The sequence below is a fragment of the Rhizobium sp. 01T444 genome (assembly GCF_056398305.1).
The window spans coordinates 517,952-544,629 of record NZ_JBFTPD010000001.1; the positions used below are offsets into that span (position 1 = coordinate 517,952).

At 60.5% G+C, this 26,678-nt stretch carries 29 protein-coding genes; 20 read left to right on the forward strand and 9 right to left on the reverse strand.

The window, feature by feature from the left end; genetic code table 11:
- Window positions 1-73: 73 nt before the first annotated feature.
- Complete coding sequence (locus AC1DTN_RS02510) at window positions 74-442, reverse strand: YraN family protein (protein ID WP_477919850.1); 369 nt, start codon at window positions 440-442, stop codon at window positions 74-76.
- Complete coding sequence (gene rsmI / locus AC1DTN_RS02515) at window positions 435-1,349, reverse strand: 16S rRNA (cytidine(1402)-2'-O)-methyltransferase (RefSeq protein ID WP_113324412.1); 915 nt, start codon at window positions 1,347-1,349, stop codon at window positions 435-437. The genes AC1DTN_RS02510 and rsmI overlap by 8 nt, the downstream gene beginning before the upstream one ends.
- A 248-nt stretch (window positions 1,350-1,597) precedes the next feature.
- Here rsmI and dnaN point away from each other — a divergent pair, with 248 nt between their 5' ends.
- The 7 genes from dnaN to AC1DTN_RS02550 all read left to right on the forward strand — a co-directional run bounded on the left by dnaN (window position 1,598) and on the right by AC1DTN_RS02550 (window position 6,558).
- Complete coding sequence (dnaN, locus tag AC1DTN_RS02520) at window positions 1,598-2,716, forward strand: DNA polymerase III subunit beta (protein ID WP_113324395.1); 1,119 nt, start codon at window positions 1,598-1,600, stop codon at window positions 2,714-2,716.
- Between the two features lie 111 nt (window positions 2,717-2,827).
- Complete coding sequence (gene pmtA / locus AC1DTN_RS02525) at window positions 2,828-3,421, forward strand: phospholipid N-methyltransferase PmtA (RefSeq protein ID WP_310379558.1); 594 nt, start codon at window positions 2,828-2,830, stop codon at window positions 3,419-3,421.
- Complete coding sequence (locus AC1DTN_RS02530; RefSeq protein ID WP_477919851.1) at window positions 3,422-4,003, forward strand: histidine phosphatase family protein; 582 nt, start codon at window positions 3,422-3,424, stop codon at window positions 4,001-4,003.
- A gap of 5 nt (window positions 4,004-4,008) precedes the next feature.
- Window positions 4,009-4,716, forward strand: coding sequence for an orotidine-5'-phosphate decarboxylase (pyrF, locus tag AC1DTN_RS02535; protein WP_477919852.1), 708 nt, complete (start codon window positions 4,009-4,011; stop codon window positions 4,714-4,716).
- A gap of 25 nt (window positions 4,717-4,741) precedes the next feature.
- Window positions 4,742-5,029 (forward strand): DUF1330 domain-containing protein, encoded by a 288-nt coding sequence (locus AC1DTN_RS02540; protein ID WP_007813455.1) that lies wholly within the window; start codon window positions 4,742-4,744, stop codon window positions 5,027-5,029.
- Window positions 5,030-5,139: 110 nt separating this feature from the next.
- Window positions 5,140-6,120, forward strand: a complete 981-nt coding sequence (locus tag AC1DTN_RS02545; protein WP_113324392.1) for a complex I NDUFA9 subunit family protein — start codon at window positions 5,140-5,142, stop codon at window positions 6,118-6,120.
- A gap of 285 nt (window positions 6,121-6,405) precedes the next feature.
- Window positions 6,406-6,558, forward strand: a complete 153-nt coding sequence (locus AC1DTN_RS02550; RefSeq protein ID WP_007813451.1) for a hypothetical protein — start codon at window positions 6,406-6,408, stop codon at window positions 6,556-6,558.
- 83 nt (window positions 6,559-6,641) lie between these two features.
- On the opposite strand, the gene AC1DTN_RS02555 is transcribed toward AC1DTN_RS02550, so the two are convergent.
- Window positions 6,642-7,439, reverse strand: a complete 798-nt coding sequence (locus AC1DTN_RS02555; RefSeq protein ID WP_439017113.1) for an undecaprenyl-diphosphate phosphatase — start codon at window positions 7,437-7,439, stop codon at window positions 6,642-6,644.
- A gap of 278 nt (window positions 7,440-7,717) precedes the next feature.
- On the opposite strand from AC1DTN_RS02555, the gene AC1DTN_RS02560 reads away from it, so the two are divergent.
- From AC1DTN_RS02560 to AC1DTN_RS02580, 5 genes are all read left to right on the forward strand, one after another.
- The gene (locus AC1DTN_RS02560) at window positions 7,718-8,410 is read left to right on the forward strand and encodes a glutathione S-transferase family protein (protein ID WP_192728435.1); all 693 of its coding nucleotides are present in this window, start codon (window positions 7,718-7,720) and stop codon (window positions 8,408-8,410) included.
- 12 nt (window positions 8,411-8,422) lie between these two features.
- Window positions 8,423-9,583: a tRNA epoxyqueuosine(34) reductase QueG gene (gene queG / locus AC1DTN_RS02565; protein WP_477919853.1), complete on the forward strand. Its 1,161-nt coding sequence runs from the start codon at window positions 8,423-8,425 to the stop codon at window positions 9,581-9,583.
- A complete protein-coding gene (locus tag AC1DTN_RS02570) occupies window positions 9,583-10,452 on the forward strand; it encodes an SDR family oxidoreductase (RefSeq protein ID WP_477919895.1) in 870 nt (289 codons plus the stop codon). Before queG ends, AC1DTN_RS02570 begins: the two co-directional genes overlap by 1 nt.
- 409 nt (window positions 10,453-10,861) lie before the next feature.
- On the forward strand, window positions 10,862-11,224 hold the full coding sequence (locus tag AC1DTN_RS02575) for a septal ring lytic transglycosylase RlpA family protein (protein WP_037070615.1): 363 nt from the start codon (window positions 10,862-10,864) through the stop codon (window positions 11,222-11,224).
- 167 nt (window positions 11,225-11,391) lie between these two features.
- Window positions 11,392-12,681: an RsmB/NOP family class I SAM-dependent RNA methyltransferase gene (locus AC1DTN_RS02580; protein WP_310379575.1), complete on the forward strand. Its 1,290-nt coding sequence runs from the start codon at window positions 11,392-11,394 to the stop codon at window positions 12,679-12,681.
- A 3-nt stretch (window positions 12,682-12,684) separates the two neighbouring features.
- Here AC1DTN_RS02580 and AC1DTN_RS02585 read toward each other — a convergent pair whose 3' ends face one another.
- The gene (locus AC1DTN_RS02585; RefSeq protein ID WP_113321750.1) at window positions 12,685-13,194 is read right to left on the reverse strand and encodes an HPP family protein; all 510 of its coding nucleotides are present in this window, start codon (window positions 13,192-13,194) and stop codon (window positions 12,685-12,687) included.
- A 231-nt stretch (window positions 13,195-13,425) separates the two neighbouring features.
- Between AC1DTN_RS02585 and AC1DTN_RS02590 the strand changes: the two genes are divergently transcribed.
- From AC1DTN_RS02590 to AC1DTN_RS02605, 4 genes are read left to right on the forward strand one after another with little or no spacing between them, the layout of a single operon-like run.
- Window positions 13,426-14,703, forward strand: a complete 1,278-nt coding sequence (locus tag AC1DTN_RS02590) for an imelysin family protein (protein ID WP_477919854.1) — start codon at window positions 13,426-13,428, stop codon at window positions 14,701-14,703.
- 47 nt (window positions 14,704-14,750) lie between these two features.
- A complete protein-coding gene (locus AC1DTN_RS02595) occupies window positions 14,751-16,289 on the forward strand; it encodes a di-heme oxidoreductase family protein (protein WP_477919855.1) in 1,539 nt (512 codons plus the stop codon).
- Window positions 16,289-17,392, forward strand: a complete 1,104-nt coding sequence (locus tag AC1DTN_RS02600) for an imelysin family protein (RefSeq protein ID WP_439017108.1) — start codon at window positions 16,289-16,291, stop codon at window positions 17,390-17,392. Before AC1DTN_RS02595 ends, AC1DTN_RS02600 begins: the two co-directional genes overlap by 1 nt.
- Window positions 17,393-17,396: 4 nt before the next feature.
- Entirely contained in the window at window positions 17,397-18,497 is a 1,101-nt protein-coding gene (locus tag AC1DTN_RS02605; RefSeq protein WP_477919856.1) for a DUF1513 domain-containing protein, read from the forward strand.
- Here AC1DTN_RS02605 and AC1DTN_RS02610 read toward each other — a convergent pair.
- The 4 genes from AC1DTN_RS02610 to AC1DTN_RS02625 all read right to left on the reverse strand — a co-directional run bounded on the left by AC1DTN_RS02610 (window position 18,476) and on the right by AC1DTN_RS02625 (window position 21,901).
- Window positions 18,476-19,558, reverse strand: coding sequence for a DUF2252 family protein (locus AC1DTN_RS02610; protein WP_439017106.1), 1,083 nt, complete (start codon window positions 19,556-19,558; stop codon window positions 18,476-18,478). The two genes, AC1DTN_RS02605 and AC1DTN_RS02610, sit on opposite strands and share 22 nt — an antisense overlap.
- Window positions 19,559-19,684: 126 nt before the next feature.
- The gene (locus tag AC1DTN_RS02615) at window positions 19,685-20,692 is read right to left on the reverse strand and encodes an aldo/keto reductase (protein WP_477919857.1); all 1,008 of its coding nucleotides are present in this window, start codon (window positions 20,690-20,692) and stop codon (window positions 19,685-19,687) included.
- 40 nt (window positions 20,693-20,732) lie between these two features.
- Window positions 20,733-21,029, reverse strand: coding sequence for a putative quinol monooxygenase (locus tag AC1DTN_RS02620; protein WP_310379589.1), 297 nt, complete (start codon window positions 21,027-21,029; stop codon window positions 20,733-20,735).
- Window positions 21,030-21,100: 71 nt separating this feature from the next.
- Complete coding sequence (locus tag AC1DTN_RS02625) at window positions 21,101-21,901, reverse strand: type 1 glutamine amidotransferase domain-containing protein (protein WP_477919858.1); 801 nt, start codon at window positions 21,899-21,901, stop codon at window positions 21,101-21,103.
- 116 nt (window positions 21,902-22,017) lie between these two features.
- On the opposite strand from AC1DTN_RS02625, the gene AC1DTN_RS02630 reads away from it, so the two are divergent.
- The 4 genes from AC1DTN_RS02630 (at window position 22,018) to guaA (ending at window position 25,819) form a co-directional block, all read left to right on the forward strand.
- A complete protein-coding gene (locus AC1DTN_RS02630; protein ID WP_477919859.1) occupies window positions 22,018-22,926 on the forward strand; it encodes a LysR family transcriptional regulator in 909 nt (302 codons plus the stop codon).
- Window positions 22,927-23,079: 153 nt separating this feature from the next.
- Window positions 23,080-23,529 carry a PaaI family thioesterase gene (locus AC1DTN_RS02635; RefSeq protein WP_113321776.1) on the forward strand — a complete coding sequence of 150 codons (450 nt, stop codon included), beginning with the start codon at window positions 23,080-23,082 and terminating at the stop codon, window positions 23,527-23,529.
- Window positions 23,526-24,164 (forward strand): 5'-methylthioadenosine/S-adenosylhomocysteine nucleosidase, encoded by a 639-nt coding sequence (locus tag AC1DTN_RS02640; protein WP_007813385.1) that lies wholly within the window; start codon window positions 23,526-23,528, stop codon window positions 24,162-24,164. Before AC1DTN_RS02635 ends, AC1DTN_RS02640 begins: the two co-directional genes overlap by 4 nt.
- A gap of 92 nt (window positions 24,165-24,256) precedes the next feature.
- Complete coding sequence (gene guaA, locus AC1DTN_RS02645) at window positions 24,257-25,819, forward strand: glutamine-hydrolyzing GMP synthase (RefSeq protein ID WP_113321760.1); 1,563 nt, start codon at window positions 24,257-24,259, stop codon at window positions 25,817-25,819.
- 229 nt (window positions 25,820-26,048) lie between these two features.
- Here the strand turns inward: guaA and AC1DTN_RS02650 are convergent, their stop codons facing one another.
- Window positions 26,049-26,648 carry an NADPH-dependent F420 reductase gene (locus tag AC1DTN_RS02650; RefSeq protein ID WP_477919860.1) on the reverse strand — a complete coding sequence of 200 codons (600 nt, stop codon included), beginning with the start codon at window positions 26,646-26,648 and terminating at the stop codon, window positions 26,049-26,051.
- Window positions 26,649-26,678: the final 30 nt, after the last annotated feature.

Here is a 26,678-nt window from a genome sequence, read left to right on the forward strand (position 1 = left end):
TTCAAGCAGACGCTAAAATTTTAACGAAAGCTTATTCGTCAGTTTTTAGGTGCCTGTGGAATTTAGCGAACCCCTAGAAAGCATCCGGGAAATGACGAGGCAGTTTGCCCGGCAATATCGCAACGATGTCATAGCGCTGCGAGAGCCGGGCATAGTCCCTCTGGCGGGCGAGCCAGAGATCGCTCGCAGCCCGGATGCGTTTTTGGGAGGCGTAGGACACCGCATCCACGGCGCCCATTTCGTCAGCGCGCGCCTTGACCTCGACAAAGACGGCCAAGTCTCGCTTGCGAGCGACAATATCGATCTCGCCGAGCTTCGTTTTGTAGCGCATAGCGAGAATGCGATAGCCTTTCAGCATCAGGAAAATGGCGGCAATATATTCTGCCGCCGAGCCGCGACGCAGCGCCTTTCTCCTGCGGAGCGTGGCTTCGCCGTCAGCCATTCGCCGCCTTCATGTCGAGAAGCTTCTGGTAGAGCACCTTGCGCGGCAGGCCGGTCAAGCGGGCAGCCTCGGTCGCGGCCCCGGCGGTTGGCAGCGATTTTGAGAGATCGGCGAGAATGGCGTCGACATCCGCCGCGGTTGCCGGCTCGTCCTTCGGCGGGCCGATGACGAGAACGATCTCACCCTTCACATTGTCATGCTCTTCATAATAGGTGGCGAGCTCGGAGAGCGTGCCGCGGCGGAATTCCTCATAGGTCTTGGTCAGTTCGCGGCAGACCGACGCCTCGCGTTCAGCACCGAGCATATCGGCAGCGGCCACCAGCGTTGCGCCGATGCGATGGGGCGATTCAAAGAAGATCAGTGTGGCCGGTGCGTTTGCGAATTCTGCGAGACGGTCGCGACGGGCCTTGTCCTTGGTCGGCAGAAAACCGGCAAATAGAAAAGCATCGTTCGGCAGCCCTGAGCCGACGAGGGCCGCAAGCGGTGCGGAAGCGCCGGGAATGGGAATGACGCGGTAACCTGCTTCGATCGCCTGCTGCGCCAGGCGATAGCCGGGATCGGAGACGAGCGGCGTGCCGGCATCGGAAACCAGCGCCACCGACTTGCCGGCTTCGAGCGCCTGCAGGAGCCGCGGCCCGGCCTCATCGGCATTGTGTTCATGATAGGCAAAGGGGCGGTTCTGAATGCCGTAGCGATCGAGCAGGACGCGGGTAACGCGTGTATCCTCGCAGGCGAGGACATCCGCACCGGCAAGCGTTTCCAGCGCCCGCAGCGTGATATCGCCGAGATTGCCGATCGGCGTTGCGACGAGATAGAGAGCCGGTTCGAGCGGGCGCGCCGGCACCGCGATATTGTGCAGGCGAAAACCGCGCCGGGCGCCGGTTTCCGCTGTCGTCTCTTCCGTCATGTCATTCGCTTTCATTCCGCCGGGCTTTTCCCTTTATGGGCGAGCGGTGCGGCTTCGACAAGAGCCCGCAATTTCTGTGAGCATTGCACTGCAAAACGGCATTTGCGAGCCTGTGGGTGGCCATGCCTCTTGCAATCGCCGGCAAAGTTCTGCCATTTTGCCCGTCCACTCCCCTCTCCCGAAGGGGAAAGCAGTGACGCGGCGCTTCCTGGCGCCCGGACAATAAAGGTCGAAAGCGGTAGCATCCCATGCGTATTACTATTGAGCGGTCAAACCTTTTGAAGTCGCTGAACCACGTGCACCGCGTGGTCGAACGCCGCAACACGATCCCGATCCTGTCCAACGTGCTGCTGAAGGCCGATGGCCAGAGCCTCGACATGAAGGCGACCGACCTCGATCTCGAAATCACCGAAGCGACGCCTGCCAATGTCGAGCAGGCGGGTGCCACCACCGTTCCCGCCCATCTTCTTTACGACATCGTGCGCAAGCTTCCCGATGGCGCGGAAGTGCTGCTTGCCACCTCTCAGGATGGCGGCTCGATGACCGTTCAGTCCGGCCGTTCGAAGTTCTCGCTGCAGTGCCTGCCGGAATCCGACTTCCCGGATCTGACCGCCGGCACCTTCACGCATTCCTTCAAGCTGAAGGCAAGCGATCTAAAGATGCTGATCGACCGCACGCAGTTTGCGATCTCGACCGAGGAAACCCGCTACTATCTGAACGGCATCTTCTTCCACACGATCGAGAGCAGCGGCGACCTGAAGCTTCGCGCCGTTGCGACCGACGGCCACCGTCTGGCCCGCGCCGATGTCGACGCCCCCTCCGGCTCGGAAGGCATGCCCGGCATCATCATTCCGCGCAAGACGGTTGGCGAATTGCAGAAGCTGGTCGATACGCCTGATGCGATCGTCACCGTCGAAGTTTCCGATGCCAAGATCCGGGTCACCCTCAGCTCCATCGTCATGACCTCGAAGCTGATCGACGGCACCTTCCCGGACTACCAGCGCGTCATCCCGACCAATAACGACAAGGAAATGCGCGTCGACTGCACGAGCTTTGCCCAGGCCGTCGACCGCGTTTCGACCATTTCATCCGAGCGCGGTCGCGCCGTGAAGCTCGCGCTCTCCGATGGTCAGCTTCTACTCACCGTCAACAATCCGGATTCCGGCAGCGCGACGGAAGAAGTTGCCGTCGGCTACGACACCGATCCGATGGAAATCGGCTTCAATGCCAAGTACCTGCTCGACATCACCGCGCAGCTTTCCGGCGACGAGGCGATCTTCCTTCTGGCCGATGCGGGTTCGCCGACACTTGTGCGTGACACCGCCGGCGATGACGCGCTTTACGTGCTGATGCCGATGCGCGTTTAAACGCGCGTCGCTTTTGCAGTTGAAACTTTCCTGATCGCGACATCGCCTCTTGTTTTTGCTTCACCCTCCTGCAATTAAGGGAAAGTTGACCGGCAGGCATGGGAGGACGGCATGGCATTGCGGCTCAAGGAACGGCTCGGCAGGAAGTTTGACGAGGAGATCCGCTTCTTCAAGGGCATGATGCAGGGGCCGAAGACCGTCGGCTCCATCGTTCCGACTTCCTCGATCACTGCCCGCAAGATGGCAAGCGTCGCAAATCCGCATTCGGACCTGCCCGTGCTTGAACTTGGTCCCGGCACCGGCGCCATCACCAAGGCGATCCTTGCCCATGGCGTGAAGCCGGAAAAGCTCGTCGCTATCGAATATTCGACGGACTTCTACGAACACCTTATGCGGCTTTACCCCGGCGTGAGCTTCATCAACGGCGATGCCTTCGATCTCGACAAAACGCTCGGCTCACTCAAGGATCAGGAATTCGATTCCGTTATTTCGGGTATACCGCTCCTGAACTTCCCCATGCAGGCGCGTATTGCGCTCTTGGAAAGCCTGCTCGACCGCATGCCGGCAGGCCGGCCGATGGTACAGATCTCCTATGGCGCGGTCTCGCCGATCGTTGCCAATGCCGATCGTTACAGCATTCATCATTTTGATTTCATCGTGCGCAATATTCCTCCTGCTCAACTCTGGATCTATCGGCGCGGATAAATGTTTGGACTTTATATCACCCACCCTCAGGTCAAGATCGACCCGCAGGTTCCCGTTCCCAAGTGGGGTCTTTCCGAGATCGGCGCCGAACGCGCCCGCAAGGCTGCCTCGAGCGACTGGGCGAAGCGGCTGACCCGCGTCGTCTCCAGCGATGAGACGAAGGCGATCGAGACGGCGGAAATCCTTGCTGCGGCCTCAGGCGTGAAAATCGAGATCGTGCATGGCATGCACGAGAACGACCGCTCCGCCACTGGTTTCCTGCCGCCCGACAAATTCGAGGAGGCGGCCAACTGGTTCTTCGCCCACCCGCTGGAGAGCTTCAGAGGCTGGGAGCGGGCCGCCGATGCGCAGGCCCGCATCGTCTCCGCCGTCGAGACCGTCCTATCCTCGCATAAGGCAAATGCGCCGATCGCCTTCGTCGGGCATGGTGGCGTCGGAACGCTGCTCAAGTGCCATCTGATGGGCGCACCGATTGCGCGTGATCGCGACCAGCCAGGCGGTGGTGGCAATCTCTATGCTTTCGGCCTTGCGGATCGGCGCTTATCATGCGACTGGACACCCATTGAAGACTGGCGGGGATGATTGAGATGGACGCACGCGAGCGGTTGATCGTCGGGCTTGATGTTCCAACGATTGGCGAAGCGGAAAGATTGGTTTCCACGCTCGGCGACGACATTCTCTTCTACAAGATCGGCTATCAGCTCGTTTTTGCCGGCGGGCTGGAATTTGCCCGCGATCTCGCGGCCAGCGGCAAGAAGATCTTCCTCGACATGAAGCTGCTCGACATCGACAACACGGTCGCATCCGGTGTCGAGAACATCGCCAAGATGGGCATGTCGATGCTGACGCTGCATGCCTATCCGAAAGCGATGAAGGCCGCCGTCGAAGCGGCCAAGGGCTCCAGCCTCTGTCTGCTTGGCGTTACGGTGCTGACCTCGATGGACGCCGATGACCTCGTCCAGGCCGGCTATCAGTACGATCCGAAAACATTGGTCGCGCGGCGTGCGGAACAGGCGCGCATTGCCGGGATGGGCGGTATCGTCTGCTCTGCCGAGGAGTCCGCCAGCGTCCGCGAGATTGTCGGACCTGACATGGCGATCGTCACCCCAGGCATCCGCCCGGCAGGCGCCGAGAGGGGCGATCAGAAGCGGGTCATGACGCCTTCGGATGCACTGAAGGCCGGTTCCACCCATCTCGTCGTCGCCCGGCCGATCGTCAAGGCGCCGGAGCCGCGGGAAGCGGCTCGCGCAATCCTCAATGAAATGGTCGCCGCGCTCTGGCCGGCGAACCGCTGACACATCCGCTGAAGGGGAGATAAAAATGCCCAAGGGATACTGGATTGCTCGCGTCGATGTGCGCGACCTCGAGCGCTACAAGGATTACGTTGCAACCGCAAAGCCTGCCTTCGAGAAGTACGGCGCGAACTTCCTCGCCCGCGGCGGCGCGATCACCGAGCTTGAAGGCAAGGCGCGCGCCCGCAACGTCGTTATCGAATTTCCCTCGATGCAGCATGCCGTCGACTGCTATAATTCGCCGGAATACCAGGCCGCCGCAAAAATCCGCCATGAGGTGGCTGATGCGGAAATGGTCGTGGTCGAAGGCGTCTGAGCCAGTTTCGAACGGGTAAGAACTGCGGCGCGATGGCCCTTTTCGTCGCGTCGGTATTCGGCTAAGACGAAAACAATCACAGCATTCCAAAGCCTTTCGAGGAGCCTGCCATGACCCTTGCCAACCTGCCGCCGCTCGTTACCGTGTTCGGAGGGTCCGGCTTCATCGGCAGACATGTCGTGCGTGTGCTCGCCAAGCGTGGCTATCGCATCCGCGTTGCCGTGCGCCGCCCTGACCTTGCCGGCTTCCTGCAGCCGCTCGGCAATGTCGGCCAGATCTCTTTGGTCCAGGCCAACCTGCGCTACCGCAACTCGATCGACCGGGCTGTCGAAGGCGCCGACCATGTCATCAACTGCGTTGGTATTCTCTTCGAGAGCGGCCGCAACACCTTCGACGCCGTGCAGGAGTTCGGCGGTCGTGCTGTGGCGGAAGCCGCCCGCAATGCCGGCGCAACGTTGACCCACATTTCCGCCATTGGCGCCAACGCCGGTTCGAACTCCAACTACGGCCGTACCAAAGGCCGCGCGGAAGCCGCCATCCTGTCGATCAAGCCGGATGCGGTGATCTTCCGTCCGTCTGTCGTCTTCGGCCCGGAGGACAGCTTCTTCAACAAGTTCGCCGATATGGCGCGTACGTTCCCGGTCCTTCCGCTCGTCGGCGGCGGCAAGACGAAGTTCCAGCCCGTGTATGTCGAGGATGTCGCAGAGGCCGTTGCCCGTGCCGTCGACGGCAAGGTCGAAGGCGGCAAGATCTATGAGCTCGGCGGTCCTGAGGTCCTTACCTTCCGCGAATGTCTCGAAACCATACTCAAGGTTACGGTACGCAAGAATCGGCTCGTTTCCCTGCCCTTCAGCATCGCATCGCTGATTGGCAGCATCGCCTCGCTCGTGCCGTTCATCGCGCCGCCGATCACGCCGGACCAGGTCAAGCTTCTCAAGCACGACAACGTCGTTTCCAATGAAGCCGAAGCCGAGGGCCGCACGCTGAAGGGCCTTGGCATCACGCCGACGATGGCGACTTCGGTGCTCGACTCCTACCTCGTGCAGTATCGTCCGCACGGCCAGTATACCGGCTCCGGCAAAGCTGCCTGATCAATCGATAGAAGACAATTCAAACGCCGTTCGCGAGCTTTCGCGGGCGGCGTTTTCCATTTTCGCGAGGCGCCAATCCGGCACAAGCCTGGCGTGTTACGCTGCATCTCATGTTGTGTGACGTTGCATAAAAGACGCATAGGAAATTTAGTGGAATTAACACCAAATTTAGCAGGAACATTTATTGCTATTTGCTATTCCACTGACTAAACACCCCCGCGCGTCTCCAGACAGACTCAAGGCGCCTCGCAGGCGTGCGGCAATCACTGTGAAAGGCTATTTCTGATGGGTAAGTCAATCGCGCTTCTTTTTGCGTGTGCGGCACTGGTAATCCTCGCAGGCTCCTTCATTGCGCCGGGCTCCGTCGCAGCGGTGAAGGGCAGTTGCTCGCCGGCTTACGGCGTCGATCCCTGCTCAACGGCCTCCATCACCCACTAACAGAAAAGCCGGTCCTTTCGAACCGGCTTCATTTTTTCTCTCGGGGTGAGCGATATATATCGCTCACTCGCGTGTCCGGTCATTCAGTTGATCATGCCGGCCATCGCCATGCCGAGCAGCACAACACCCAGAATGATGCGATAGATCGCAAATACCGTGAAACGGTTGCTCCTGATATAGGCCAGCAGCCACTTGACGGCGACGAAGGCGACAATTGTGGAAACGACGAAGGCAATACCGAGCGCGGTCCAGTCCTCGTTTGCCGCACCGCCATCCTTGAAGGTTTTCAGCAGCGAAAAGGCGCTTGCCGCATACATGGTCGGAATGCCGACGAGGAAGGCAAATTCGGTTGCCGCGGCGCGGTTAGCCGTACCCGCCAGCATGGCGACGAAAATCGTGGCACCCGAGCGGGACGTTCCGGGGAAGACGCCGGCAACGACCTGGGCAATGCCCACAAGAATGGCGACGAGCCAGGTGATCTGAGTGCTCGGCGGGCGGCGGGCGGCAGCCCATTCGGCAAAGATCATCCAGATACCGCCGATGATCAGCGCCCAGGCAACCGGCGTTGCGTTCTCAGGCAGTTCGAAACCGAGCTTCTTGACCAACAGTCCGAGAACCGCCGTTATCAGAAAGGCGACAATCAGCTTAAAGGCATAATCGCGGTTTTGCGGATCGCGCCAGCCAAGCAGCAGATCGAGCAGACGACGCCAGTAGATGATCGTAACGGCGAGGATCGCTCCTGCCTGAATGACGATGTTGAAGGTGTCGCTACGGGCGCCGAGCCACTGCTCCGCAATGATCAGATGGCCGGTGCTCGAAATCGGCAGGAACTCTGTGATCCCTTCTATAATGCCCAGAATTATAGAGTTTATGTAGTCCATAAAGTGTCTCCGGTTTGGGGTTCGGTCGGACTGGAATGGCGGTCAGGCTATATTGCACTGCACAATCATCATTCGCCAGAGCGGGAGGCAAGAAAAGGCGAGCGGGGAGTTGCGATCGTTCAGGCAGCCATGTTTTGTCCCTTGTCAGGCAGGTGTGACCCGATTCGCTTGTATTGAAGGGGCCAAGCTCCTATAGCTTCAACTAATGAGTCATGACTAGGGCGGTATAATCGGGGCGCCCCTGAACCCATGCACAACAATCAAAAGTCCGAGTATCGATGCCCACGCTTTATCATCATCCCATGTCGTCCGCGTCTCGCTTCGTCAGGCTCATTCTGGCGGAATACGGCTATCAGGCAGAGCTGATCGAAGAACAGACCTGGGAGAAACGCCGCGACTTCCTGGCGCTCAACCCGGCTGGCACGCTGCCCGTCTATGTGGACGACAGCATGCGTGCACTCTGCGGCGCGACGGTGATTTCGGAATATCTCGACGAGACGCATGGCGTGCTGAAGCGCGACCGCAGGCTGCTCGCCGAAGATCCGTTCCAGCGCGCGGAAATCCGTCGCCTGACGGAATGGTTCATGCAAAAGATGGAAAACGACGTCACCAAGCCGCTGGCGCGCGAGCGCGTCTACAAGCTGCAAATGACGGCCGACCAGGGCGGCGGCGCCCCGGATTCCAAGATGTTACGCACGGCACGCGCGAATATCCGCCAACACATGCGTTATCTCACCTGGCTCGCCGGCTCGCGCCAATGGCTCGCCGGCGAGCGGATGAGCTATGCCGATCTTGCCGCTGCAGCCTCGATCTCTATTCTCGATTATCTCGGCGAGATCGACTGGTCGGAATCGCCGCTCGCCAAGGACTGGTACCAGCGGCTGAAATCGCGCCCCTCCTTCCGTCCGCTGCTCACCGAGCGCGTGCGCGGTCTGACGCCGGTTTCCCATTACGCCGACCTGGATTTCTGACGAGGGCGTTTGATGCCCGAACCGAAAACCGAAGATATTAAGGAGCGGAAGCGCCGCGACAATTTGACCGCCTTCCTGAAGAGGGAATCGGCCGCTCTCGGCTTCGATCTCTGTCGTGTCACCGGTCCGGATTCGATCCCTGACGCAAAACAGCGACTCGGCCAATTCATCGATGCCGGCCGGCATGGAACAATGGAATGGATGGCGGAAACGCGCGAGCGTCGCGGCGATCCGCGCACGCTCTGGAGCGATGTGCGCTCTGTTGCCGTCTTCGGCCTCAATTACGGGCCGGACGAGGATCCTCGCGGCATTCTCGACAGGAAGGATAGGGCGGCAATCTCCGTCTACGCCCGCAACCGCGACTATCATGACGTCATGAAGGGCCGACTGAAAGAGATCGCCACGCGCTTCGCAGCCAAGGCTGGCGCAGACGTGAAGGTCTTCGTCGATACCGCACCCGTCATGGAAAAGCCGCTGGCCGCGGCGGCCGGTCTCGGCTGGCAGGGCAAACACACCAATCTCGTCAGCCGCGAGCATGGCTCCTGGCTTTTCCTCGGCTCGATGTTCACGACTGCCGATCTCAATATAGATGCCTCGGAGGCCGATCATTGCGGCTCCTGCCGCGCCTGCCTCGATGCCTGCCCGACGGCTGCCTTTCCTGCGCCCTACCAGATCGATGCGCGCCGCTGCATTTCGTATCTGACGATCGAGCATAAGGGGCCGATCGATCCCGAGTTCAGGCCGCTGATCGGCAACCGCATTTACGGCTGCGACGATTGTCTTGCCGCATGCCCCTGGAACAAGTTCGCAAACGAAGCGTCGGAAATGAAGCTGAAGGCGCGTGAGGATCTGAAGGAACCTTCGATCGTCTTCCTTTTGACCCTCGACGACCCAACCTTCCGTACGTTCTTCAGCGGTTCTCCGGTCAAGCGCATCGGGCGTGACCGCTTCATTCGTAATGTGCTGATCGCTGCCGGCAATTCCGGCGATCGTAGCCTGATCGAGCAATGTCGTGCGCTCGCCGCCGATGCCTCTCCTGTCGTGCGCGGCATGGCAGTTTGGGCACTGTCGCGGCTCATGGAGGCTGGTGAATTCGAAGCCTTTGCCGCACAAAGGGAAAATGAGTCGGACGAAGAAGTCCTCAACGAATGGCGACTGGCGGGGGTAAGCTGATGCATGTGATGATCTTTGGCTGCGGTTATTCCGGTACGGCGATCGCCAGAGCTTTTGGTGACAGCGGCATGCGCATCTCCGGCACGACCCGTTCGGAGGAAAAGGCGGAAGAGCTGCGGAGATCCGGGATCGAAGCCTTCATCTTCGACGGCGAAACCCTGAGCGACGATCTGCGTGCGGCGATGGCCGGCGTTACGCATCTCGTGCAGTCGATCGCTCCGCGCGATGCCGATCCGCTGCTTGCATTGCTCGGCAAAGACAGCACGGTGCTTCTGCCGAAGCTGCAATGGATCGGCTATCTCTCCACGGTCGGCGTCTATGGCGACCACAAAGGCTCCTGGGTGACCGAGGAAACCCCTTGTGTGCCGGTCTCCGGCCGCTCCAAGGAACGTCTGGACGCTGAGGACGCCTGGCTTGCGCTCGGACGTGCCCGCGACGTACCGGCCGCAATATTGCGTCTTTCCGGCATTTACGGACCAGGACGCAACGCCTTCATTAATCTGGATCGCGGCACGGCGCGCCGCATCATCAAGAAGGACCAGGTCTTCAACCGCATCCGAGTGGAGGACATCGGCGCTTCCACCCGCTTTTTGTCAGAGCATGCGCTCGGTGGCATCTATAATGTCACCGACGACCAGCCCGGCCCGCCGCAGGATGTCATCGTCGAAGCCGCCCGCCTGATGGGCGTCGCACCGCCGCCAGAGCAATCTTTCGAGACGGTCGAGATGACGCCCATGGCCCGCTCCTTTTATGGAGAGAATAAGCGGGTTTCCAATGCCAAACTGAAGGCCACGGGCTTCCGTTTTGCCTTCCCGAACTATCCGATGTCGCTCGCCCAGCTCTGGCAAAATGAGGGGTGGCGGGGCTGACGATACCCTCCCATTCGGGTGAGAGGGCTATAATTCAAAAAGAGTAGAAATTTCCTACTTTCTTATTTTAGCGACGCGAATTTCGCTCCGCATTATGGTTAACGGCCTCTAAATTTGCGCAAATGTGGCAGCAAATATGGCGGTATGAGCAAAAATTTTTTGTGATTTCCGGCGGCCATCAAATGTTTACCGCTTTCCCGAAAAAATCGTTCGGATTTTAGCTGATTTCATTAGGTTTTTTCCACAATTCGTCAAAGCGGTGTCCTGCTACCGCAATGTTACCGGAATCACAAATGTTACAAGCTGTAACGTTCCGTGATCTCGATCGGCACTTTTTCGCCACTTTTCCCCGGATTGAAGCCCCACCGCCTGTGAAGGCGCAAGTTCAATAGTTGAGGGACAATCCGTTTTGAAGAAAATCTGCCGTTCTCTAATCACTACCGCAGCCATTGCAGCCTGCTCTTTCATCCTCCCGGCGGAAGGATTTGCTGCTAACGGATGTGGCGGTGCTTCGTGGTACGCACTTCGCTCCAAAACTGCTTCCGGGGAACGCATGAACCCGGCCATCTATACTGCCGCACATCGCTCTCTGGCGTTCGGCACCAAGGTGAAGGTCACCAACCGCAACAACGGCCGCAGCGTCGTCGTTCGCATCAATGATCGTGGTCCGTTCATCCGCGGTCGCGTACTCGACCTGTCACGCGCTGCTGCCCAGAATATCGGCATGGTCTCTACAGGTACTGCGAAGGTTTGCTACGAAGTCATGAGCTGAGGCTACGTCCTCCGCAAAATCCCTGCGCCGGATGCGGCGCTTGCTCTTGCCGTCAATCGCGGGTAACCACGCGGTTGAGACTTGTAAACAATCTGCCCCGCCATCAGGCTTCCTGAGGCTCTTTCCGCGCGGATCGTTCACTAGCCAAGGCAACAGGAGAAGTTTGAATGCGTTTGGGCGGCCGCCTCGAAGGGGCGATTTCGGTTCTGGCTGATATCGATGCCCGTAAAAGGCCTGTCGCCGATGCGCTGAAGGACTGGGGCCTCGCTCACCGTTTCGCCGGTTCCGGCGACAGGGCGGCGATCGGCAACATCGTCTACGATGCGCTGCGCATGCGACTGTCCCATGCCTATCTGATGGACGACGACAGCGCCGTTGCCATTGCCCATGCCGTCATGTTCCGCCAATGGGGTTTCACGCCGGAAACGCTGGCCGCCGAACTTGCTGACGACAAGTTCGCGCCGACGCCGCTTTCGGCCGACGCACTCGCGGCCTTTACGAGCCGCTCTCTTTCCGACGCAGCCCCGCATGTTCAGGGCGATATTCCAGAATGGGTGCAATCCTCCTTCGAACAGGCTTTCGGCGGCGAATGGCTTTCCGAGGCCCAGGCGCTCGCTGGACGCCCGACGCTTGATCTGCGTGCCAATATCCTGAAGGCCACCCGCGAAAAGGCCGTCAAGGCGCTGGAACGCGCCGGCGCCAATGAGGCGAAGATCGCACGCTACGGCATCCGGATTCCCGCCGGCGAGGGTGCCTCACGTTTGCCCAACGTGACGGCCGAGCTTTCATTCCAGAAAGGCTGGTTTGAAGTTCAGGACGAGGGATCGCAGATCGTTGCGGATCTGGTTTTGCCTGGGGATGGCGAGCAGGTGCTGGATTATTGTGCCGGCGGCGGCGGCAAGACGCTCGCCATGGCGGCTGCGATGCATAACAAGGGCCAGGTCCATGCCTATGATGCCGACCGCAAGCGGCTTGCGCCGATCATCGAGCGGCTGAAGCGCGCCGGCACACGCAATGTCCAGGTCCATGACGATATCAGAGGCCTGACCAGCCTGCGCGACCGCTGCGATAAGGTGCTGGTCGACGCGCCCTGCACCGGCACAGGCACGTGGCGCCGGCGCCCGGATACGAAATGGCGACTGACGGCCAAGAACCTCGACGAGCGCACTGCCCAGCAGCAGGACGCGCTGACGCAGGCGCGCAGCTTCGTGCGCCCCGGCGGCGAACTGATCTACGTTACCTGCTCAGTGCTACCGCAGGAGAACGAAGAGCAGGTGCGGCGCTTTGCCACCGACAACAGCGACTTCGAAATCGTCAGCGCCCTGCCCGCCTGGGACAGCCTGTTCGGCAAGGATGGGACGCGCCCACGCTCTTCCGACGGCAAGACGATCACGCTGACGCCGGCCTCGACGGATACGGACGGCTTCTTCTTCTGCCGCCTCAAAAGAACAGGCTGAGCCTTACGGCGACGGCGCCCGCAGCGGATATTGATGCCGCGGTGGGATGAAGTGATGCACGACGGCGATCGCGACCAGCAGGACGCCGCCGAACAGGACGACTGCAAAAAGCGTCAATCCGCCGAGATGCGAGCCGAGAGCAACAAGCGGCACGGCGCCTGCCGGCGGATGCGTGACCCTCAGCGCCAGCATGCCGGCGATTGCGATACCGACGGCGATTGCCGCGACCCACCAGAGACCCGGAAAGAAGAAAGCGGCTGCGGCGCCGACCGCCGCAGCAAGAACGTAACCACCAATGACATTTGCCGGCTGGGCGAGCGGGCTCTTCGGCTGCCCAAAGATCAGCACCGCCGTTGCGCCGAAGGGCGCAATCAGCAGCGGAATGCCTGTCGTAACAGCAAGGATGCCGACCGAAACCATGCCGATGACGGCACCAATTCCGGACTTCAGATGCGCATGGAACGCGCCCTTCGGCTCGTGGCGATGAATGAAATGCCTGATGTGATGACGCATGAAGGCCGGTCGGATGAGGTGTTCAGGAGGATCGGATGAAGAATTAAGCAGGGTGCGCAATTAATAGCGCGCCTCTTGCTGAATTTTCAAGCAAATGCTTTTCAAATAGACAGGCTCCTCGCGGAAATCCATCCTTAAAACCATTCCAAACTAGAGTGTTTGACACCAGTTTGCTTTTGGGCGAAGAGACGAATGCCGGATTCAGACGGAAATCCGTCACAGGAGAGGATTATGAAGCTCAACCGCACATTCCGAGCAGCTGCGCTGGCGATTGCCCCCGCCGCCCTGCTCGCCCTTCCCGCGTATGCGGCAACCGACGCAGCCGCTGTCGTGAAGCATTACGCCGAGGTCGCGCATGCCAAGTATGAAGATTCGCTGACAACAGCCAAGGCGCTCGACGCGGCCATCGACGCGTTTCTGAAGTCGCCTGATGATGCGACGCTGAAGGCCGCCAGGGATGCCTGGATCAAGGCACGCGTTCCCTATCAGCAGACCGAAGTCTATCGCTTCGGCAACCCTGTTGTCGACGACTGGGAAGGCAAGGTCAACGCATGGCCGCTCGACGAAGGCCTGATCGACTACGTCGATCCCTCCTATGGTACGGAAAGCGACGAGAACTCCCTCTATGTCGCAAACGTCATCGCCAACAAGACGATCAAGATTGACGGCAAGGATGTCGACGCCTCCAAGCTGACGCCGGAATTCCTCTCCGGTACGCTTGCCGAGGCCGGCGGTATCGAAGCCAACGTCGCGACCGGCTACCACGCCATCGAATTCCTGCTCTGGGGCCAGGATCTGCATGGCACGGGACCAGGCGCCGGCGAGCGTCCTGCTACTGACTATGATCTCAAGAATTGCACGCACGGCAATTGCGACCGTCGCGCCGAATATCTGAAGTCGGCTTCCACGCTGCTTGTTTCCGACCTGCAGGAAATGACCGATGACTGGGCGCCTGACGGAGAAGCGACGAAGCACGTCGAAGCCGATCCGAAGGCTGGCCTCGTCGCCATCCTGACGGGTATGGGTTCGCTCTCCTATGGTGAACTGGCCGGCGAGCGCATGAAGCTCGGCCTGCTGCTGCACGATCCGGAAGAAGAACATGATTGCTTCTCGGACAATACCTACAATTCGCATCTGAACGACGCGATCGGCATCGCTGCTGCCTATACGGGCGAATATACCCGCGTCGACGGCACCAAGCTGACCGGCCCGTCACTGCACGACCTCGTCGCCGCCAAGGATAAGGCTCTGGACGCCGAGATGACCGGCAAGCTCAACAAGACGCTGGATGCCATGCACGCTATGGCCAAGCGCGGCGAGACGGTCGAGAAGTACGATCAGATGATCGGCGAGGGCAACAAGGAAGGCAACGCCGTCGTTCAGGCCGCCATCGACGGTCTCATCGACCAGACGAAGTCGGTCCAGCGCGTTATTGCCGCACTTGACCTCGGCACCGTCGAGCTTGAAGGTTCCGACAGCCTGGATAATCCTAACGCCGTCTTCAAATAAGCAAAAAGGCGGGCCGCTCCGAAACCGGAGTGGCCCGGACCCTTGAAATGTCGCATAACCCGGCCAGACGTCTTTTTGTCAGCGCAGCTTTCTGCGCTCTGCTCGCCGGACTTCCCGTCGCTATTGCCGGTAGTTTCGATCTTCCGACGGGACGTACCGATCTTTCCGATGCGGATTTGAAGCGCGTCGTCGATGTCACGCGGCCGACCGGCGATTTCACCAAGGCCGAACCCTACGAGGCGATGCAGGCGGGTGCGGCAACCTCTATCGATCCGGTCACCGAAGACAGTTTCTCGCACATCTCGGCCAATATCCCTTTCGAGGAAGAGCAGAATTTTCGGCTCGGCAATGCGCTCTTCCGCAAGCTCTGGGTTTCCGCGCCCTCCTCGACGCAGGCATCCGATGGGCTTGGTCCGCTCTTCAATGCCCGCTCCTGCATGAGTTGTCACGCCAATGACGGCCGCGGCAAACCACCGGATGGCGGTCCGAGCGCTACCTCGATTGTCCTTCGCGTGGCCCGTGCGGCAAAGACACCAGAGGAAGAAAAAGCGATCGCCGACGCCGATGTCGTCAATTTCCCCGATCCGGTTTACGGCCATCAGCTTCAGGATCTCGCCGTTCCCGGGCTTGCCGCCGAGGGCAAGGTCGCGGTTACCTACACCGAAGAGACGATCACTCTTGCCGGCGGCGCGACGGTGAAGCTGCGCAAGCCGGCCTATTCCGTCAAAGACCTCGCCTACGGCCCGCTCGACCCGGCGACAACGATCTCGGCGCGCGTCGCCCCGCCGATGATCGGCCTCGGGCTGATCGAAGCAATTCCCGAGGCAGATATTCTGGCCCATGCCGATCCTGATGATCTCTATCATCATGGCATTTCCGGTAGGGCCGCGATCGTGCGCGATCATCGCACCGGCCAGATCGCACTCGGCCGTTTCGGCTGGAAAGCGCAAAATGCCACAGTGCGCGACCAGAGTGCGGATGCCTTCTCTACCGATATCGGCATCTCGACGCCGGATGCGCCGAACGCTGATGGCGACTGCACCGCGGCCGAGACAAAGTGCCTCGCCATGCCTGATGGCGTGCAAAAACGGCTCGGCAATGAGGAGGCGCCAGGCCCGGTGCTCGATCTCGTTACCTTCTATTCCGAGAACCTCGCCGTGCCGGCGCGCCGCAAAGCAAGTTTTGCCGGGACCCTGCGCGGCAAGCAGCTTTTCTACGAATCCGGCTGTATTTCCTGCCACGTGCCGAAGTTCGTCACCCGCCGCGATACGGCTGAGAAGGCCCAATCCTTCCAGCTCATCTGGCCCTATTCCGATTTCCTGCTGCACGACATGGGCGATGGCCTGGCCGACGGACAGCAAGTAGGACTGGCCGGTGGACGTGAATGGCGCACGCCGCCGCTATGGGGTATAGGACTGACCCGGACTGTCAGCGGACACAGCTTCTTCCTGCATGACGGCCGCGCCAGAAATCTCACCGAAGCAATTCTCTGGCACGGCGGCGAAGCTGAAAAAGCCCGTAGCGCATTCTCCTCGCTGTCAAAAGACGATAGAGAGGCCCTGATTACATTCCTGGAGTCACTTTGATGCGCCCCTGGCACACCCTGCTTTGCCTCGCTTTGACCGGCCTTGCCACATCGGCTGCCGCCCAGAGCGCCGCACCACCCGCTTCGGGCCTCAACGAGGATGCTGTGCCTTCAGTCATGCAGCGCGCTGTCGACGAGGTCATCCGCCCCGGCTATCGCAATATGCAGCAATCATCCGCGCGCCTGACGACGGCCATGAACGATCTCTGCGCCTCCGGGACGCAGCAGACGCTCGACCGCGCCAAGTCAGCATTCGACGATGTGATCCGTTACTGGTCGACGATCGAGATCGTGCAGACCGGCCCGGTCATCCAAGACAATCTCTTCGAACACATCCTCTTCTATCCCGATCGCAAGGGCGTCGGCCTCAAGCAGGTTCAGGCGCTGATCGCCAAGGCCGATCCGAAGGACGCGACCGTCGATGCCATTGCCGGCAAGAGTGTGGCGCTGCAGGGCCTGACCGCACTCGAATATGTGCTATATGGCAACGGCTCCGACGACCTCATCAAGCAGAAGGGCGGCTTCCGCTGCCTCTACGGCCAGGCCGTCGCCGGTAATATCCAGCGCGAGGCCGGCGAGGTGGTCGCCGCCTGGGAGAAGCCTGACGGTGTGCAGGCGAGCTGGAAACATCCCGGCCCGCAGAGCGACGATTTCATGGACAACAAGGAAGCCGTCACCGCGCTGCTCGGCATCCTCGTCCACGGCGCCGAGAATGTCCGCGACCAGCGGTTGGAGCAGTTCTACAAGGGCAAGGATACGCCCGCTCGCCCGCGCATGGCGATTTACTGGCGTTCGAAGAACACCTGGAAATCGATGGCCGCCAATCTCGAGGGCATCCGTACGCTCTGGCAGAAGGCCGGCATGGCCGAACTGCTGCCGCCAGAGAAGAAGGCGGTTGCCGATTCAATCGACGCTAAGCTGAAGACGATCATCGACGGCGTCTCGAAGCTGAACCCGGATATCGAAGTCGCGGTCAGCGATGCGGAAAGGGCCAAGCTCGATACGTTGCTGACCGAAAGCCGCGATCTCATCACCACGATCAGCGATCAGTATGGAGCGGCAATCGGCCTGTCGGCCGGCTTCTCCTTCTCGGACGGAGACTGAGCCGATGTGGCGCAGCGCCGCCATCGACCGACGCGGCTTCATCAAGGCCGCCGGTATCGGCTTTCTGGCAGCGCTGAAACCTGAAGCGCTGCTGGCGCTCACCCGCGCCGATGCTGTCTACGCCTCCGGTATCCGCACCGCCAACGGCTCCTTTGCCGTGGCGACGGTCACCGAGCGTGGGGAGATCGTCGATCAGGTGCCGCTGCCCGCTCGCGCCCATGGCATGGCCCATAGCAGCGCAACAGGGCGCACCGTCGCCTTCGCCCGCCGGCCGGGCACCTTCGCTATGATCTTCGACCCCTGGAACAAGGGCGAACCCGTCGTCATCACCTCGCCGGAGGGCCGGCATTTCTACGGCCACGGCGCTTTTTCCCCGGATGGCCGGCTGCTCTATGCCAGCGAGAACGACTTCGACAATGGTAGGGGCATGATCGGCCTCTATGATGCGACGAACCGCTTTGTCCGTATCGGCGAATATGAGACCTATGGTGTCGGCCCGCATGACATGACGGTTTCCGATGACGGCCGCATGCTCGTTGTTGCCAATGGCGGCATCGAGACACATCCGGATTTCGGCCGCACAAAGCTCAATCTCGGCAATATGCAGCCGTCGCTGGCGCTTATCGATGCGGCGACCGGCGTGCTGATCGAAAAACATACCCTGCCGCCGCAATGGTCATCCGTCTCGACACGCCATGTCGATGTCGATGCCGGTGGCCGCATCTGGTTCGCCTGCCAATATGAAGGCCACCGCAAGGACCTGCCGCCACTCGTCGGCCATTTCGCCAAGGGCGAAGACTTAAGCTTCATCGACCTGCCTGAGGAGACGACCCGACGACTTGCCAATTATGTCGGAGCGATCGCAGTCAACCGAAAGGAAGGTCTGGTCGGCGTCACCTCGCCGATCGGCGGCGCATCTGTCGCCATCGATGCGAAAACGGGCAAGGTGCTGCGTGAGGACAGCGTTCGCGATGCCGCAGGCATTGCGCCTGCTCCCCGCGGCTTTGCCGTTTCCTCCTATGATGGCGATTTCCTGTCGGCTCATAGCGATGTCTCCTGGGATCAGCATATCGTGCGGATCACTCAGCCGGTGCTGATGCGGTAGTCTTTCCATTCCTTTTCAATGACTTCGGCGGCTGCCCGCGCCGCCTCATAGAGCCAGTCCTCACTGCGGGAGTGCAGGTCATTGCGAATTGCCGCAGCACCTGCCGCGTCGTCTGAATGGCAATTGGCGATCTCGAAACCCATCAGTTCCAGCATGGCGCCGTCCAGGAGCGTCTTCGCATCGGTCGCGATCTCGATCTTGCGGCTGTTCGGCGAAAGCCGGCGAACAAGAATGCGGCCCGACACTGCGAAATGAGGATCTGGGCTGCGCATCCGCCCGGCGGCGATGACACCGGTTCTGATGACGCGATCTCCTGATCTTGCCAGCGACCAGGCCGAGGGCACAAGCGCCTTTGCTTCACGCAGCACAGGCCCACCGCGCCACTCCTTCACATAGGCGACGAAACGTGGCCGCCCGAGGCTGCCCGTTCCCTTCTTTTTGACTGGTAGGGGCGTAAAACTTCCTGCACCCCTCGGCAGGGCATTCCTCAGAGCATCAACGAAACGGCCGGGAGCCGGCTTTTCATCGGGTTTACGCTTCTCCCATTTCTTCCAGAACTCCTTCCGCTCATCCTCCGAAAGCAGCAGCTTGTCGCGCAGCCAGGGATGATCACGCTCCAGGACGATGGGATTCGCATGCTCAAGGCCGCGCACATATCCTGCGAGAATGAGCTCGGCGATCGCCCTGCCAGAAACCCCGGCGTCCGGCTGAGCGAGAATGGCGCTTGCCACCAGCCGCACGAGATCCAGCCCGTAGGGCATAATCGCTGCATCGTCGAAATCATTGGCGCCCCAGACGAGCCGCCCCTCGATATCCCGCCAGGTGCCGAAGTTCTCCAGATGCGTATCGCCGATCGACAGCACTTGCGGCATGTCCGCAAGCTCCGGCCTGACGTCGTAGATGATCTCCGCCCAGCGCCAGTAGGTAGCGCGCAAGAAGGAGAATGCCTCCTCGCGCATCTTCCGGTGTTTCTCGTCGATACCCTCCTGTACGAGCTCGCCCTGCAGCTCGTGTGCCAGCCACGCCTCGTAGTCGCTCATAGATTGAGAAAATCTCTTCATCGGCTCGCCCTCAGGTTTGATTGATCATAATCCTGCGGAGCCTTATTCAGAAGAGGTTTTAGGATGATCCCAAGACGGATGCGACACGGCTCACCATGCTAAGATGAACCGCGCCGATCAATGTGATCATACGGGAAGCGGAGCTTCGGCGTTTACGAGATCCGCCTTGCGAAGCTCTCGCCAGAAATCACCTGGGACCACCTCGTCGAGTGCGGCCCGATCCTCCGCTATGCGGTCCGGTTTGCTTGCGCCGGGGATGACGGCGGCGACAGCGGGATTGGCGAGCGAGAATTGCAGCCCGGCCGCTTTCATGCTGATGCCGTAACGATCGGCGATTGACTTGATACGCGCGACCTTGTCGAGGATCGCGGGTGTGGCGGGCGCATATTCGAAGTTCGGACCGCCGACCAAAGCGCCGGAACTGTAGGGGCCGCCGACGACGACGCCGAGACCACGTTCGGCAACCATCGGCATCACGCGCTGCAGCGCCCGATCATGATCGAGCAGCGTGTAGCGGCCGGCCAGCAGAAAACCATCCGGCCGCGGTTCTTGCAGGGCCAGCAGCAGTTCGATCGGTTCCACGCGATTGACGCCAAGACCCCAGGCCTTGATGACCCTTTCGTCGCGCAGACGATCCAGTGCCTTGAAGGCGCCCTTGCGTGCGCTTTCGAAGATAGCCAGCCACTCGTCACCGTAAAAATCCTGTGCCACATCGTGGACCCAGGCGATTTCGATATGGTCGGTCTTCAAGCGTTTCAGGCTGTCCTCGATCGAGCGCAGGGTCGCATCTTCCGAGTAATCGTTGACGATCTTGTTGGGGCGGCCGTATTTGAAGACTTCGCCCTTCTCGCCGAGATCGCGGGTGCTGACGTCTTCGATCTCATCAAGGATCACACGCCCAACCTTGGTGCTGATCGCATATTGATCCCTGGGCTTACCAGCGAGCGCCTCGCCCATGCGGAGTTCGGCAAGTCCTGCGCCATAGAAGGGCGCGTTGTCGAAATAGCGGATACCATCGTTCCAGGCGGCTTCCACGGTTGCCAATGCTTCCTGCTCCGGAATATCACGGAACATGTTGCCGAGCGGAGCGGCGCCGAAGCCGAGCTTGCCCGGGAGAATGTCTTTGAGTGTCATTGTCTAGTCCTCGAGATAGTTGGGAACGTTCATCGACCTGTCAGGCAATCTGTACGGGATCGAGCACCAGCGCCCTGCGTTCGGCGAGGTCATTGATGACAGCGAAATAATCCCGGAAATGCGGCGTCTCGCGATGGGCGGCCACGGCGGCGTTGTCCGCGTAAAGCTCATCCAAGATCAAGATGTCAGCATTGGCCTGATCTTGCCAGATATCCCAGCGCATATTACCGGGTTCTGCCCTGCTGGGGCCGATCATGCCGGTGAGAAGCGCCTTCAATTCATCGGTCTTGCCCGGTCGGGCGGTCAGGATCGCCACGATCTTTATGGGATTGGACATGATTGCTTTTCCTTCCTCAGATCGGGTTCCCGCGGGATACGGAATGGTCGCACCCCACGGATTTCTTCAGATCATGCCATGGCTAGCGAACGTTCGAGCGCTGCCACGAATTTTCCTGCGAGCGCACGGTCCGAGCGCGGATTCTGGCCGGTTATGAGCTCACGGTCTTCAACCACATACGGCTCGAAGTCGGTCGCTGTCGTGATGACCTTGCCGCCGGCGGTCTGCAGCGCGTCGACCACGTTGAAATAGAGCTTGGCGTGCAGGATGTAGTCCTCGACGACCTTTTCTTCGCTGTTGGAAAAGACGGTCATCCTGTATCCAGCGTATTGCCAGTCTTTGGCCCATTCCGCGGCCTTGGCAGGTACTCCGGCAATCAGAGCGGCACGGAACTCGCGGGCATGCGGCATCGCGGCTGCGACAGCTATCGGGCCGTGGCAGAGAAGTGCGGTCGGCTTGGAGCGCTCATGGAAATGGCGCAGGACTTCACCCATATCCGGATCCTGCATCAGATCGACTACCGGCGCCTGACCGCCCGGCACAAAGACACCGGCGTAATTGTCGAGACCCTCTTCAACGATGGAACGCAGCGCGCGAACCTCATTCATGGCGGGGTCATTTGCATAGAAGGTCTTGGCGCGTTCGTAGGCAGCCTTGTCGCCGCCGAAATGATCCGGCGTGTCCGAGGCCTCGTCGATATGGGGCTTGGTGCCGTCAGGCGTTGCCAGAACGATTTCGTAGCCAGCCTCGACGATTGCCAGCGCCGGCACGACAGTCTCGTTGAGATACTGGCCGGTGGCTCCCGTGCGGCCGCCCTGGATTTCGATGCGGGTAGCGTTGGAGCCGATCAGAAGTACTTTTGCCTTGCTCATTGTCATCTCCGTTTGCTGTGGTTGGCATCCTTTTGGATGGCCTGATCATGCTCCGGGACAACATATTCCAGAAGTTTATTTCTATGATTTCAGATATTCATGTGACATTATAAGTCATGCGATATGACCTCAATCTGCTACCCGTCTTCATCACGCTGATGGAGGAGCGCAGCGTCACCCGCGCCGCCGATCGGCTGGGCATTACGCAGCCGGCGCTCTCCAATGCATTGGCCCGTCTGCGCGAGATGATGCAGGACCAGCTCTTCATCCGTGAGCGCTACGGCATTCAGCCGACGCCGATGGCGTTAGAGCTGGCGCCGGTCATCGCCGCGGCATTGGCAAGGATCGATGACGCCATCCTCGGCCAACAGGATTTTGATCCAAGGCAGGCTGAGCGGCTGATGACGATTGCGCCGAACAGCTATGTGGAGTTCGTGCTGGTGCCGGCGATCGTCGCGCGGCTTCGCGAGGTTGCGCCGGGCATCCGGCTTCGCCTCACGCCCTTCGGCACCGATCTCGGCGAGACCGGTGTGATGTCCGGCACCACGGCGATGGTGTTCGGCCGCATCATCGATCCGCCTGACAATCTGGTCGTGCAGCATCTGATGGATGAAGGCCTTGCCTGCGTGGTGCGTGCCGATCACCCTGAGGTCGGGGACAGCATTTCCCGAGAGCAGTATGAGCACGTGCGGCACGTCAACGTACTTCCGCCCGGGCGGCTGCGCGTCGGCCTGTTTACAGCACTGGAACAACAGGGGATCAAGCGCGAGGTTGCAGTCTCCGTTACCCATTTTCTGGCGGTGCCGGAGATGATTGCGGTGACGGATTATTGCGCGACACTGCCGAACAGGATCTGCCAGCGTCTCGCCGCAGACCGTCGTCTGAAAGTCCTGCCGACGCCTGTCGATCTCGGCACATTCCCGGTCGAGATGGCCTGGCATGTCCGCTACCGCAATGACCCCGCGCATCGCTGGCTGCGGACACTGATCAGCGACATCGTCAAAGAAGCCCCGGACGCGAAGTAGTCGGGACGAATAATTCCTTATTCCCGCAAGCAACACAGCTCGGCGCCGCGTGATCGAAAACTTGTATCGAAAGACAAAACCTTCGTCAGCCGGATTGAAACCTTGTCGAATCCAGCCGGCCATGCCACTTTCGCGATCGCAAGAGGGACCATGATGAACGACACCGACAGGGGCGATTTCCGCGAGCGGATCAGCCAGAGTTTTTCCCGCCAGGCGGCCATGCACACCATCGGCGCGGAGTTGACGCGTGTCGAGCACGGCATGGTGGAAATCGAGCTTCCCTTCGACGTCAAACTGACACAGCAGCACGGCATTTTGCACGCGGGCATCATTTCCGCAGCGCTCGATTCGGCCTGCGGTTTTGCGGCCTATAGTGTTATCGATGCCGAAGCCTCGATCCTCACGATCGAGTTCAAGGTCAACCTCATGTCGCCGGGGCGCGGCGAACGCTTCCTCTTCAGAGGCGAGATCACCAAGCCCGGCTCCAACATCATAGTCGCCGATGGGCGAGGTTATGCGATCAGCGACGGGCCTGCCAAGCTCATCGCGTCCATGACCGGGACGATGATGGTCATTCGCGGAAGAGAGGGAATTACGGGATGAAATTCGAACTGAAGTCGGTCGCAGGCAAGTCCATCCTGTTCGTCATGGCCGCGGAGGCCGAATACGGCCCGTTCCTGCGCTCGCGCATCGAGCCGCTGATGACCGGCGTCGGCCCGGTCGAGGCAGCAATCGCGATCACCAAGTCGCTCTCCCGTCTCGATGCATCAGACGACCTGCCCGATCTCGTGGTTTCGCTCGGCTCAGCCGGTTCGGCACGCCTGCAGCAGACCGAAGTCTATCAGGTCACCTCCGTTTCCTACCGTGACATGGATGCCTCGCCGCTCGGCTTCGAAAAGGGCAAGACTCCCTTCCTCGACCTGCCGGCGGACCTCGACCTGCCGCTGCGCATTCCCGGCATTCCCGAAGCCACCCTTTCGACCGGCGGCAATGTCGTTTCCGGTGCCGCTTATGCCAATATCGCAGCCGACATGGTCGACATGGAAACCTATGCGGTGCTGCGCGCCTGCCAGGGCTACAAGCTGCCGCTGATCGGCCTTCGCGGCATTTCCGACGGTGCGGTCGAGCTGCAGCATATTTCCGGCTGGACCGAATATCTGCATATCGTCGACCGCAAGCTTTCCTATGCCGTGGACAGCCTTTTCACCGCCCTGGAGGACGGCGTTTTCTGGTTCTGAGGGCTGAAAACAGGGACAATCGGGACAATAAAACCCGGCTGCGGCCGAATTCCCGCATTGCAAGAAGAGGCGCTTTTCATTAAAGGCTCGCCATGACCCAGACAGCACATCCCGACAGCGTTCTCATCGTCGATTTCGGCAGCCAGGTGACCCAGCTCATCGCACGACGAGTGCGTGAAGCCGGCGTCTATTGCGAGATCGTTCCCTTCCAGTCCGCCGAAGAAGGCTTCAAGCGCCTCCAGCCGAAAGCCGTGATCCTGTCCGGCAGCCCGGCTTCGACGGTCGATGAAGGATCGCCGAGGGCACCGCAGATCATCTTCGACAGCGGCCTTCCGGTGTTCGGCATCTGCTACGGCCAGCAGACGATGTGCATGCAGCTCGGCGGCTTGGTGGAAAGCGGTCATCACCGCGAATTCGGCCGCGCCTTCCTGGAAGTCGACGAGGACTGCGTCCTCTTCGAAGACCTCTGGTCCAAAGGTTCGCGCCATCAGGTCTGGATGAGCCATGGCGACCGCGTGACGAAGCTGCCCGACGGTTTCAAAGTCGTGGCGACATCCTCCAACGCGCCTTACGCCTTCATCGCCGACGAGAAGCGCAAATATTACGGCGTGCAGTTCCATCCTGAGGTCGTGCATACGCCCGATGGCGCCAAGCTGATCGCGAACTTCATCCACAACATCGCCGGTATCAAGGGCGACTGGACCATGTCGGCGTACCGTCAGAAGGCGGTCGAGGACATTCGCCGCCAAGTCGGTGACAAGCGCGTCATCTGCGCCCTTTCGGGCGGCGTCGACTCCTCAGTCGCGGCTCTGCTCATTCACGAGGCTGTTGGTGACCAGCTGACCTGTATCCTCGTCGACCATGGCCTGATGCGCAAGGACGAGGCAGCAGGCGTCGTCGCCATGTTCCGCGAGCATTACAACCTGCACCTGATCCACGTCGATGCCTCTGACCGCTTCATCGGCGAGCTCGAAGGCGTTTCCGACCCGGAAACCAAGCGCAAGATCATCGGACGCCTGTTCATCGAGACATTCGAGGACGAAGCGAAGAAGCTCGGCGGCGCCGATTTCCTCGGCCAGGGCACGCTCTATCCTGACGTCATCGAGTCCGTTTCCTTCACCGGCGGCCCCTCGGTCACCATCAAGTCGCACCACAATGTCGGCGGCCTGCCGGAGCGCATGAAGATGCAGCTCGTCGAGCCGCTGCGCGAACTCTTCAAGGATGAGGTTCGCGCCCTCGGCAAGGAACTCGGCCTGCCCGACAGCTTCATCGGCCGCCACCCCTTCCCGGGTCCGGGCCTTGCCATTCGCTGCCCCGGCGGCATCACCCGCGAGAAGCTCGAGATTTTGCGCGAAGCCGATGCGATCTATCTCGACGAGATCCGCAAGGCTGGTCTCTATGATGCGATCTGGCAGGCTTTTGCCGTGCTGCTGCCCGTCCAGACCGTCGGCGTCATGGGCGACGGCCGCACCTATGAATTCGTCTGTGCGCTGCGTGCCGTCACCTCGGTCGACGGCATGACCGCGGATTTCTACCATTACGACATGGAATTCCTCGGCCGCGCCGCGACCCGCATCATCAACGAAGTGCGCGGCATCAACCGTGTCGTTTATGATGTGACGAGCAAGCCGCCCGGCACGATCGAGTGGGAGTGACGGGAAGTACCGTGGAGTAGTATCGGATAGCGCAGTCGATAGATTCTAGGCGACCCGCAGATCTGCAGCTCTGTCGGGGTTCTCCCCGCTCTTCGTGCGGCGCTCATACGCCGTCAGGCCCGGCCCAACCTTCGCGAGTTTTTAGCCTTCAAATATTTGGTCGCGCGCCGCTCGAAGAAGTTAGCGCGCGCGACCAGTCGTCGGCGTCGATCACACGGTCGTAGATCGATTACTGCTCCTTCCTGAACAAATCCTGGAAGATGAGCTGGCCCCAAGTGCTGCCGCGTGCGTGCACCAGCGCGCCACCCTCGTTGAGCTTTCCCAGCGTGACTGGTGCGAACCCGAGTTGTTTGGCCAAGGCCGCCACGGGAGCGATCGCGTCCTCGTCGTCGCTCGACAGAAAGACCACCCGGTGCCCGCCCTCAACGATCGGATCGGCAGCCAGAGTGGCCGCAATCAGGTGATTGAAACCCTTCACGAGCTTGGCGCCGGTGAACGCCTTCGCAGCGAAGGCGGAGGACAGGAGACCGTCCAGCTCCTCAAGGGGAACCAAGGCGTTCATCGCGTCGATGACCGTCTTGCCTTTCCAGCTCGGCAGGATCTTCGCAACCTCGCGATGTTCCCCGAACGGGACCGCCAAGATGATCGTGTCGGCTTCGAGTGCATCCCGCAGCGACTTGGCGACGACCGTGGGTCCAATCGCCCGAGCCTGCGGCGCCAACGCCTCAGGCGTCCGGCGGCTCGCGACGGTCACCTCGATGTTTTTACGGGCGAAGGCGTGGGCGAGGGCCTGGCCTATCTTACCGAATCCTACAATCGCATAGCTCATAATGTTTCTCCGATCTGTGTTGATATTGAT

What these genes read in the sequence shown, in the direction of transcription:
- AC1DTN_RS02510 (WP_477919850.1), bottom strand. Translation starts at nt 442, where the DNA reads ATGGCTGACGGCGAAGCCACGCTCCGCAGGAGAAAGGCGCTGCGTCGC.
- rsmI (WP_113324412.1), bottom strand. Translation starts at nt 1,349, where the DNA reads ATGACGGAAGAGACGACAGCGGAAACCGGCGCCCGGCGCGGTTTTCGC.
- dnaN (WP_113324395.1), top strand. Translation starts at nt 1,598, where the DNA reads ATGCGTATTACTATTGAGCGGTCAAACCTTTTGAAGTCGCTGAACCAC.
- pmtA (WP_310379558.1), top strand. Translation starts at nt 2,828, where the DNA reads ATGGCATTGCGGCTCAAGGAACGGCTCGGCAGGAAGTTTGACGAGGAG.
- AC1DTN_RS02530 (WP_477919851.1), top strand. Translation starts at nt 3,422, where the DNA reads ATGTTTGGACTTTATATCACCCACCCTCAGGTCAAGATCGACCCGCAG.
- pyrF (WP_477919852.1), top strand. Translation starts at nt 4,009, where the DNA reads ATGGACGCACGCGAGCGGTTGATCGTCGGGCTTGATGTTCCAACGATT.
- AC1DTN_RS02540 (WP_007813455.1), top strand. Translation starts at nt 4,742, where the DNA reads ATGCCCAAGGGATACTGGATTGCTCGCGTCGATGTGCGCGACCTCGAG.
- AC1DTN_RS02545 (WP_113324392.1), top strand. Translation starts at nt 5,140, where the DNA reads ATGACCCTTGCCAACCTGCCGCCGCTCGTTACCGTGTTCGGAGGGTCC.
- AC1DTN_RS02550 (WP_007813451.1), top strand. Translation starts at nt 6,406, where the DNA reads ATGGGTAAGTCAATCGCGCTTCTTTTTGCGTGTGCGGCACTGGTAATC.
- AC1DTN_RS02555 (WP_439017113.1), bottom strand. Translation starts at nt 7,439, where the DNA reads ATGGACTACATAAACTCTATAATTCTGGGCATTATAGAAGGGATCACA.
- AC1DTN_RS02560 (WP_192728435.1), top strand. Translation starts at nt 7,718, where the DNA reads ATGCCCACGCTTTATCATCATCCCATGTCGTCCGCGTCTCGCTTCGTC.
- queG (WP_477919853.1), top strand. Translation starts at nt 8,423, where the DNA reads ATGCCCGAACCGAAAACCGAAGATATTAAGGAGCGGAAGCGCCGCGAC.
- AC1DTN_RS02570 (WP_477919895.1), top strand. Translation starts at nt 9,583, where the DNA reads ATGCATGTGATGATCTTTGGCTGCGGTTATTCCGGTACGGCGATCGCC.
- AC1DTN_RS02580 (WP_310379575.1), top strand. Translation starts at nt 11,392, where the DNA reads ATGCGTTTGGGCGGCCGCCTCGAAGGGGCGATTTCGGTTCTGGCTGAT.
- AC1DTN_RS02585 (WP_113321750.1), bottom strand. Translation starts at nt 13,194, where the DNA reads ATGCGTCATCACATCAGGCATTTCATTCATCGCCACGAGCCGAAGGGC.
- AC1DTN_RS02590 (WP_477919854.1), top strand. Translation starts at nt 13,426, where the DNA reads ATGAAGCTCAACCGCACATTCCGAGCAGCTGCGCTGGCGATTGCCCCC.
- AC1DTN_RS02595 (WP_477919855.1), top strand. Translation starts at nt 14,751, where the DNA reads ATGTCGCATAACCCGGCCAGACGTCTTTTTGTCAGCGCAGCTTTCTGC.
- AC1DTN_RS02600 (WP_439017108.1), top strand. Translation starts at nt 16,289, where the DNA reads ATGCGCCCCTGGCACACCCTGCTTTGCCTCGCTTTGACCGGCCTTGCC.
- AC1DTN_RS02605 (WP_477919856.1), top strand. Translation starts at nt 17,397, where the DNA reads ATGTGGCGCAGCGCCGCCATCGACCGACGCGGCTTCATCAAGGCCGCC.
- AC1DTN_RS02610 (WP_439017106.1), bottom strand. Translation starts at nt 19,558, where the DNA reads ATGAAGAGATTTTCTCAATCTATGAGCGACTACGAGGCGTGGCTGGCA.
- AC1DTN_RS02615 (WP_477919857.1), bottom strand. Translation starts at nt 20,692, where the DNA reads ATGACACTCAAAGACATTCTCCCGGGCAAGCTCGGCTTCGGCGCCGCT.
- AC1DTN_RS02620 (WP_310379589.1), bottom strand. Translation starts at nt 21,029, where the DNA reads ATGTCCAATCCCATAAAGATCGTGGCGATCCTGACCGCCCGACCGGGC.
- AC1DTN_RS02625 (WP_477919858.1), bottom strand. Translation starts at nt 21,901, where the DNA reads ATGAGCAAGGCAAAAGTACTTCTGATCGGCTCCAACGCTACCCGCATC.
- AC1DTN_RS02630 (WP_477919859.1), top strand. Translation starts at nt 22,018, where the DNA reads ATGCGATATGACCTCAATCTGCTACCCGTCTTCATCACGCTGATGGAG.
- AC1DTN_RS02635 (WP_113321776.1), top strand. Translation starts at nt 23,080, where the DNA reads ATGAACGACACCGACAGGGGCGATTTCCGCGAGCGGATCAGCCAGAGT.
- AC1DTN_RS02640 (WP_007813385.1), top strand. Translation starts at nt 23,526, where the DNA reads ATGAAATTCGAACTGAAGTCGGTCGCAGGCAAGTCCATCCTGTTCGTC.
- guaA (WP_113321760.1), top strand. Translation starts at nt 24,257, where the DNA reads ATGACCCAGACAGCACATCCCGACAGCGTTCTCATCGTCGATTTCGGC.
- AC1DTN_RS02650 (WP_477919860.1), bottom strand. Translation starts at nt 26,648, where the DNA reads ATGAGCTATGCGATTGTAGGATTCGGTAAGATAGGCCAGGCCCTCGCC.